This is a genomic window from Actinomadura bangladeshensis (assembly GCF_004348335.1).
Classification (GTDB): Bacteria; Actinomycetota; Actinomycetes; order Streptosporangiales; family Streptosporangiaceae; genus Spirillospora; species Spirillospora bangladeshensis.
On the sequence record NZ_SMJW01000559.1, the window covers coordinates 1 to 1,123 of the forward strand.

The window sequence follows — 1,123 nt, forward strand, 5'->3', positions numbered from 1 at the left end:
CCGACGTGCTGGCCGCCCAACGCCGCGAACGCGCCCGGGTCCGCAGCGAACGCCAGCAACGCTGGGGACGACCCCGCCCCAAAGCAGCATGACAAGACCCGGCGAACGTTCGTGGTCACCGCACTAGAGGTCGGCCCCGAACCTTCGTGGGATTCGGGGCCAGCAGCGGACCTCTGTTAGTGGTCCTAACAAAAGCCATGATAGGGGTGCCCCGGGGGTGCCCCGATCATGGGTCCCCGAGTCCTGCGCCACACGCCGCGCCGTCCCCGGTGGTCCTGTCCGGATCCGGCCACTAAGCTCTCCATTCGAGAGATGACGAGGGAGAGGTGGGCGGTGTCGACCCCGGACCGCGAGCGGTTGGACGAGCTGCAGCGGGCGATGCAGCGCAGCACCATGTTCACCGTCCTGCTGCACCACGCCACCGCGACCAAGGCGGGCCTGAACGTCACCGACGCGCAGTGCATCAACGCCCTAGTACTGGACGGCCCGCAGACGCCCGGCAGGCTCGCGCAGCTCATGGGCATCACGACCGGCGGCGCGATCACGGCCGTCATCGACCGGCTGGAGCGGGCCGGGTACGTCAAGCGCACCCGCGACCCCGACGACCGCCGCCGCGTGATCGTCGAACCGGTCGAGGAGAACATCGCCGAGTTCGGCTCCTACTTCGAGCCGATCGCCACCGCCTTCCGGGAGCGCCTCGCCACCTACAGTGACGAGGAGCTCGCCGTCCTGCGGCGCTGGATCCGCGAGAACAACGAGGCGATGCCCGGCATCATCGAGGAGATCCGCAACCTCCCCTGACGGCGGCGATGGCGTCCGGCAGCCAGCCGTCGAGGGTCAGGCAGACCAGGTCGGTGGTCCGGGCCATGAAGAGTGCGGCGGTGTGGCTCGGGACGACGGCCGCGACGCGCCGGTGCAGCCACGTGCTCTGCCGGAGCGCGGGAGCCAGCACGGTGCCGGCGTGCTCCAGCAGCGCCCGGACCTCCTCCCGGAGCTGGATCGCCCGGGGCGTCGGGACCATCTGCTGCCCAAGGCCGACTGACCGCGAGGCCGAGGCCCTAGGGGGTCAGGCGGCCGCGGAGGAGGGCCATCAGGGTCGCCTGGACGTCGGTCAGGGGGCGGG

The 1,123-nt window shown here is 71.1% G+C and carries 2 protein-coding genes; one reads left to right on the plus strand and one right to left on the minus strand.

Annotation, left to right across the window (positions count from 1 at the left end; all coding sequences use genetic code 11):
* Positions 1-312: 312 nt before the first annotated feature.
* Positions 313-801: a MarR family winged helix-turn-helix transcriptional regulator gene (locus E1284_RS40850; protein WP_131945460.1), complete on the plus strand. Its 489-nt coding sequence runs from the start codon at positions 313-315 to the stop codon at positions 799-801.
* On the opposite strand, the gene E1284_RS40855 is transcribed toward E1284_RS40850, so the two are convergent.
* Positions 773-1,021 (minus strand): hypothetical protein, encoded by a 249-nt coding sequence (locus tag E1284_RS40855; protein WP_131945461.1) that lies wholly within the window; start codon positions 1,019-1,021, stop codon positions 773-775. The two genes, E1284_RS40850 and E1284_RS40855, sit on opposite strands and share 29 nt — an antisense overlap.
* Positions 1,022-1,123: the final 102 nt, after the last annotated feature.

Excerpts from the sequence above, each read along its gene's own strand:
- E1284_RS40850 (WP_131945460.1), top strand. The coding sequence starts at position 313 with ATGACGAGGGAGAGGTGGGCGGTGTCGACCCCGGACCGCGAGCGGTTG.
- E1284_RS40855 (WP_131945461.1), bottom strand. The coding sequence starts at position 1,021 with ATGGTCCCGACGCCCCGGGCGATCCAGCTCCGGGAGGAGGTCCGGGCG.